The following is a 5910-nucleotide window of genomic DNA, read 5'->3' as shown; positions in this document are numbered from 1 at the left end:
AAAAAGTCCGTAGTGAATACTACGGACAACCCGCCCCGCTACCTTTATCGAATTTTACCCACCAAAACGGAAAACGGAAAACTCAAAACCGAAAACTCTATTGCTGAGCCGCTAACAGATACAGTACCGCCATCCGCGTCGCTACCCCATTTTCTACCTGATTCAGAATAATCGAGTGCTCGCTGGAGTCAGCCGCATCCGAGCTTAATTCCACGCCCCGATTGATCGGTCCGGGGTGCATCAGTACAATCGGCTTGTCCAGTTCATTGAGCATGGCTTTGTTGATACCGTAATACAGCGAATACTCCCGCAGACTCGGGAAATACTTCACCTGCAGGCGTTCGAGCTGAATACGCAGTACGTTGGCGACATCGCACCACTGCAACGCCTGCCGTACATCGTGCGAAACGATCACGCCCAGATCCCGGATATATCGCGGAATCAGCGTACTCGGTCCACACACCATTACTTCCGCTCCCAGCTTCTTCAGACAGAAAATATTGGATAAAGCTACTCGGGAGTGCAGAATGTCACCAATGATGGCCACTTTCTTACCCGCTACATCGCCGAGTTTTTCACGAATGGAAAAGGCATCCAGCAAGGCCTGCGTCGGGTGCTCGTGCGTACCGTCACCGGCATTTACCACGCTGGCCGGAATGCGGCTGGATAGGTAATGCGGAGCCCCGGGCGAACTGTGCCGCATAACGATTAAGTCTACCTTCATGGCCAGAATGTTATTGACCGTATCCAGTAGCGTTTCTCCTTTCTTAACGGAACTACTCGACGAGGAAAAATTAACCACATCAGCCGAAAGCCGTTTTTCAGCCAGCTCAAACGACAGACGCGTACGGGTGGAGTTTTCGAAAAAAACGTTGGCAATCGTTACGTCCCGCAGCGAGGGTACTTTTTTGATCGGACGGTTGAGCACTTCCTTAAACTCGTCGGCAGTCTGGAAAATGAGCTGAATATCGGCTTCCGTGAGATCTTTGATGCCTAGTAAATGTCTCGTACTTAGCACGGCAGTATAAAATTAAGTTTTCGATGAAGAACGAAAACGGGATGTACATTCAAAAAAAGCCCCCTCAACGTTTCCGGAGGGGGAACAAAAACTAATCACTGAGCCAAATACCGTCTTTTTCGTGGCCCTGTTCTTTCCATTCCACGATGACCCGCTGCGTATCGAGCGTATTGACTTTCAGCCCCACGTAATCCGGAGCGATGGGAATATCCCGGTTATAACTACGATCAATAAGTACCGCCAGTTCTACCTTTTCCGGACGGCCAAAAAAGGTCATGGCATCCAGAGCGGCCCGTACCATGCGGCCCGTAGCAATCACGTCGTCGACGAGAATGACCCGTTTGCCTTCGACCGTAAAGGGGATTTTAGTCTGATTGGCCCGTACAATCGATTCCCGACGGCGAAAGTCGTCGCGGTGAAAAGTCGCATCCAGCCAGCCAAACGGAATGGTACTACCGGTGGTTTGCTGAAGTTCCTGATGAATTCGTTGAGCCAGATGAATACCTCGCGGTTGCAAACCCAGGATCACTGAATCGGCAAAGAGCTGGTGATTCTCAATAAGTTGTTGGCATAACCGACTGATGGTGATCTCCAACAAGGGACTGGAAAGAAGCAATCGTCGCTGCATATGCGGGCAAAATTAGGCAAACGAAATTAGGATTTAGGAATCCGAAGGGGCGAAATTCGCTTTTCGAATGCGAAATAATTGCGGATGGCTTGATCTTCTGTACAATGACCGAAGAAATTTATCCGTATCAATTCATCATCTCCTATGAAGTATCTGGTAGCGGGCTTAGGAAACATTGGCCCGGAATATGCAATGACCCGACACAACGTCGGTTTTATGGTACTGGACCGACTGGCGGCTCAGGAAAATCTTAAATTCGATCTGGGTCGGCTGGCGTACGGGGCTGAACTGAAATACAAAGGCCGCACCATTTACCTGATCAAGCCTACCACGTACATGAACCTGAGCGGGAAGGCGATTAACTACTGGCTGAAAGAACTGAAAATACCCGTGGAGAATATGTTGACGATTACCGACGACATTGCCCTACCTTTTGGAAAGCTACGCCTCCGGAGCAAAGGATCGCACGGAGGACACAACGGTTTACGAAATATTCAGGAGGTATTGGGCAATGATCAGTATGCTCGTCTTCGTTTTGGCGTAAGCGGTGATTTTCCCAAAGGACGTCAGGTAGACCATGTACTTGGGGAGTTTCCCAAGAGCGAAATCGAGCTTTTACCTGAACGGCTGGACCGCTCCATCGACATTTTATTGAGTTTTTGCACTTTAGGGATTGACAAGACGATGAATAATTTTAACGAATGATTGTACTAAATAAAGAATTTTACAAAAAGTTAAAGTAATATTTTCAGGAACTTTATTGGATATTTAACCATATAAAATTCTAGTTAAATACATTTTTATATCTTTTTTTTCGTCCACTCGAAGTCAAAATAGGATATTATTCCGAATAAAATTTTGAAATTGTATTTTCCTAAGTTTGGACTTTTAATTTAGTGTATCTACATTTGTAATGTCAAACGACGACAAACAAATTGTAAAATACCAGGAAGTAACCAAAATGATTTGTAACTTTGCATCAGAGTAGTTCGATGAAAATCAAATCTAGGACTTCTGGTTCCACAGCTGAAAATAAGTTTGTATTTTGGGTCGCTGATTGGAACACATTTTTTGGAACGATACACAAAACTGTAGGGTTCCCGTATTAAACACCAGTCAAGATAGAGGTAAGGGTTGTGTTTAATCCATTTTCCAAGAGAGGTTAGCGTTTTTTCATAGTAAAATAGGTTTAGAGGTTAAGTGGGATAAGGTTGAGCGTTTCGCTCGGCCTTATTTTGTTTTCAGCCCATTGGTAGCTTTTCTTTCGGCTTTGTAACCCTAAAAGTCGGTTCGCATCTATTCTTGCTTTTACCTCCATAGCGAATAGCTATCTTGCTTCATTCATTCGCAAACACCAGACCCTGTATGTTTAAACGCTTACTCGCTACGGCCTTTCTGGCAGTGCCTTTAGTCGGCTCTTCCCAACAAATCCTGAATCGGGATCCCGAAATTGATCGCTACGTCAAAGCCGTCTCCGCTGACTCGATGCGGGCAACCGTCGAAAAACTCGTTTCCTTTGGTAGCCGACATACCCTGAGTTCGGTCAGTGATCCACAGCGGGGGATCGGGGCCGCCCGCCGCTGGACACTCGCTAAATTTCAGTCCTACGCCAAAAATTCCGGCGGTCGCCTAACGGCCCAGTTACAAAGCTGGACGCTTAAGCCCGATGGCCGTCGGGTGGATAAAGAGCATGAGATTGCTAACGTTGTGGCTACCCTAAAAGGCTCCGATCCGAATGACGACCGAGTGTTTGTCATTTCGGCTCACATCGACTCCCGGGCTCTGGACATCATGAATCGCGATATTGACTCCCCCGGAGCCAACGACGACGGGTCGGGTGTAGCCACGGCTCTGGAACTGGCCCGTATCCTGTCCGCCGCCAAATTCCCGGCTACAATCGTATTTCTGATTGTCAGTGGTGAAGAACAAAGCCTGCTCGGGGCCGAGTATTACGCCCAGCAAGCCGTCGATAAAAAGATGAATCTGGAAGCCATTCTGAATAATGATACGATGGGTTCTTCCGCAGGCAGCGATATTGGCATGATTGACAATACCCGTTTACGCGTTTTTAGCGAAGGGTTACCCGCGTACCAGACTGCCGAACAGGCGGCTAAAATCCGGGCGATTGGAGCTGAAAGCGACGGGAAGACCCGGCAATTGGCCCGGTACATGAAAGAAGTGGGTGAACGATACGTGGAAAATCTGGAAGTCGTACTGATTTTCCGCAATGACCGTTTCCAACGTGGCGGTGACCATACGCCTTTTGTGAACAAAGGCTTCGCAGCCGTTCGGATTACAGAAATGAACGAAAACTTTGATCACCAGCACCACGACATCCATACCGAAAACGGAAAGGAATACGGTGATCTGCAAAAGTTCATGGATTTTGAGTATCTCCGTAAAAATGCTGCCGTAAACCTGGCAACGCTGGCCACCCTGGCGAAAGCCCCGCAGATGCCCCAGGACGTACAGATCGAGGTACGCGGCTCGGCCAGTTACGCTAAACTCAACTGGAAGGCTCCTAAAGCGGGAAAAGTGAAAGGATACTACGTATTGATTCGGGAAACCTATCAGCCGTTCTGGCAGAAGAAGCTGTACACGACTGAAACTTCGATCACACTCCCCTACTCCAGGGATTCGTATTTCTTTGCCATCCAGGCGGTTAGTGAGCATGGAAACGAAAGTTTGCCCGTCATTCCCTTGCCTTCGCGTTAAGCCTTAAGCAAAAACGGCGAGCTGGATTCAGCTCGCCGTTTTTGTATGTTCCTGCCTATAAGGTGTTACTCCGCCTTTACTTCGCCACCCAAGCTGGAATTGATGTTTTTCTTGGCCGGATTGCCTTTGTACCGCACCGCTCCACCGGTACCGGCGTTGGCATCGAGGCGTTTAGTGGTATTGATACGAGCAACTCCGCCCGTATTGGCTTTAACAAAGGCATCTTCGCTCGTCAGGTTAAAGGCGTGTACTTCACCGCCCGTGTTCACCGTCACCTGTTGTTCAGAAGCGGTGCCTGACAAATCCAGTACTGCTCCCTGAACTGCTTTAGCCTTCAGGTTCCGTACATCGGCTTCGAGTCGGATCTGGCTGCCCGTAGCCGCCTGTAAATCCAGATCCCGCGTTTGGATGGGATCGATGACCGTAATTTCGGCTCCGACGCCCGAATAAATGGATTCTACTTCCTTGTATCCCAGTTCCAGTCGAATGTTACTGGCCCGGCAATCGCCTTTCTGAAAGACCTCTTTTTCCCACTTCTGACGAATAATTAATTCATCATTTTTGGTTTCAACCGTGATTTTGGATTCTTCCAGCGTTCCCGGTGTGGTAATTTTCAACGAAACATCATTCGCTTTTTTCAGTTCTGCTGTTACACAGCCCAAAATCCGAACTTTACTGAACGACTTAAGGTCAACCGTTTTCGTTTGTTGAGCGTATCCTGAATATGAGGCCAGTAACCCCAGGACAAGCAATGGCAAATGTTTCATAGCTATACTCCTTCTTAAATTTTCAATGCAAAGATGCCGTAAAATCGGCTCACGTTGCTTGTAAAACCAGTAATTTGAGCCCTTGTTACGAGATAACCTTAAAAAGAATGGCCTCCTATCAAGATTCACATAAGTTTCAGTTGTGGCAGCGTAACCTGCAACGCAATGGTGTCATTATCCACGGTACCAAGGAATTATACACAAAATATCGCTCGGATGGCGACCTGCTCTTTGGGCTTTTCGATCTGGATGCAACGGTTCCGGAGGGTCATAAAATTCTTCCGCTTTGTTTCGTAAAAGGAGAAGTCTTATCCGTACTCACCTGCCTGATTGACCGCGATACGCAGGAAAAGTACCTGTTACTGGTACAGCAGCGACGCATTTGTGACGGCAGCTACATGTACGAACATCCGGCAGGTATGGTCGACGGTACGGACCTGCCCCTGGACGTAGCCGTACGCGAAATTCAGGAAGAAACGGGTCTGGTAGTACAGCCCGCTCAGATTCACCAACTGAACGAAAAACCCCTGTTTCCGAGCAGTGGTACGAGCGACGAGGCGATGTATTTCTTTTACGTGGAGCTTGAACTAAGCAAGGAAGAAATCTTTGAGTACGACGGTCAAACCGCTGGTGCCGACCACGGTGAATTTATTCTAACCAAAGTCGTACCCTTGAACGAAGCGATGGGTATGATGAGCAATGCCTGTGCGTTACTGAATATTCACCTGTATCTGGCGGCGAAGAAAATGTAGTTGATAGTTGATAGTTGATAGTTGATAGTT

General features: G+C 47.8%; 6 protein-coding genes. 3 read left to right on the top strand and 3 right to left on the bottom strand.

Going from position 1 to position 5910, the window contains the following annotated elements; all coding sequences use genetic code 11:
* Positions 1-97 precede the first annotated feature (97 nt).
* Positions 98-1018, bottom strand: coding sequence for an aspartate carbamoyltransferase catalytic subunit (locus tag BWI93_RS20350; RefSeq protein WP_094814702.1), 921 nt, complete (start codon positions 1016-1018; stop codon positions 98-100).
* A gap of 91 nt (positions 1019-1109) precedes the next feature.
* Positions 1110-1646 carry a bifunctional pyr operon transcriptional regulator/uracil phosphoribosyltransferase PyrR gene (gene pyrR / locus BWI93_RS20345; protein ID WP_094814700.1) on the bottom strand — a complete coding sequence of 179 codons (537 nt, stop codon included), beginning with the start codon at positions 1644-1646 and terminating at the stop codon, positions 1110-1112.
* A gap of 144 nt (positions 1647-1790) precedes the next feature.
* On the opposite strand from pyrR, the gene pth reads away from it, so the two are divergent.
* Positions 1791-2351: an aminoacyl-tRNA hydrolase gene (gene pth, locus BWI93_RS20340; protein ID WP_094814698.1), complete on the top strand. Its 561-nt coding sequence runs from the start codon at positions 1791-1793 to the stop codon at positions 2349-2351.
* A 660-nt stretch (positions 2352-3011) separates the two neighbouring features.
* Positions 3012-4361 (top strand): M28 family metallopeptidase, encoded by a 1350-nt coding sequence (locus tag BWI93_RS20335; protein ID WP_094814696.1) that lies wholly within the window; start codon positions 3012-3014, stop codon positions 4359-4361.
* Positions 4362-4426: 65 nt separating this feature from the next.
* Here BWI93_RS20335 and BWI93_RS20330 read toward each other — a convergent pair whose 3' ends face one another.
* Positions 4427-5128: a head GIN domain-containing protein gene (locus BWI93_RS20330; RefSeq protein WP_094814694.1), complete on the bottom strand. Its 702-nt coding sequence runs from the start codon at positions 5126-5128 to the stop codon at positions 4427-4429.
* A gap of 107 nt (positions 5129-5235) precedes the next feature.
* On the opposite strand from BWI93_RS20330, the gene BWI93_RS20325 reads away from it, so the two are divergent.
* On the top strand, positions 5236-5880 hold the full coding sequence (locus tag BWI93_RS20325) for an NUDIX hydrolase (RefSeq protein WP_094814692.1): 645 nt from the start codon (positions 5236-5238) through the stop codon (positions 5878-5880).
* Positions 5881-5910: the final 30 nt, after the last annotated feature.

Source organism: Siphonobacter sp. BAB-5385, assembly GCF_002261125.1.
Taxonomy (GTDB): domain Bacteria; phylum Bacteroidota; class Bacteroidia; order Cytophagales; family Spirosomataceae; genus Siphonobacter.
This window is presented reverse-complemented; position numbering and strand designations above follow the sequence as displayed.

Coding starts and splice junctions, on each gene's coding strand:
- BWI93_RS20335 (WP_094814696.1), top strand. CDS start 3,012: ATGTTTAAACGCTTACTCGCTACGGCCTTTCTGGCAGTGCCTTTAGTC.
- pth (WP_094814698.1), top strand. CDS start 1,791: ATGAAGTATCTGGTAGCGGGCTTAGGAAACATTGGCCCGGAATATGCA.
- BWI93_RS20330 (WP_094814694.1), bottom strand. CDS start 5,128: ATGAAACATTTGCCATTGCTTGTCCTGGGGTTACTGGCCTCATATTCA.
- pyrR (WP_094814700.1), bottom strand. CDS start 1,646: ATGCAGCGACGATTGCTTCTTTCCAGTCCCTTGTTGGAGATCACCATC.
- BWI93_RS20325 (WP_094814692.1), top strand. CDS start 5,236: ATGGCCTCCTATCAAGATTCACATAAGTTTCAGTTGTGGCAGCGTAAC.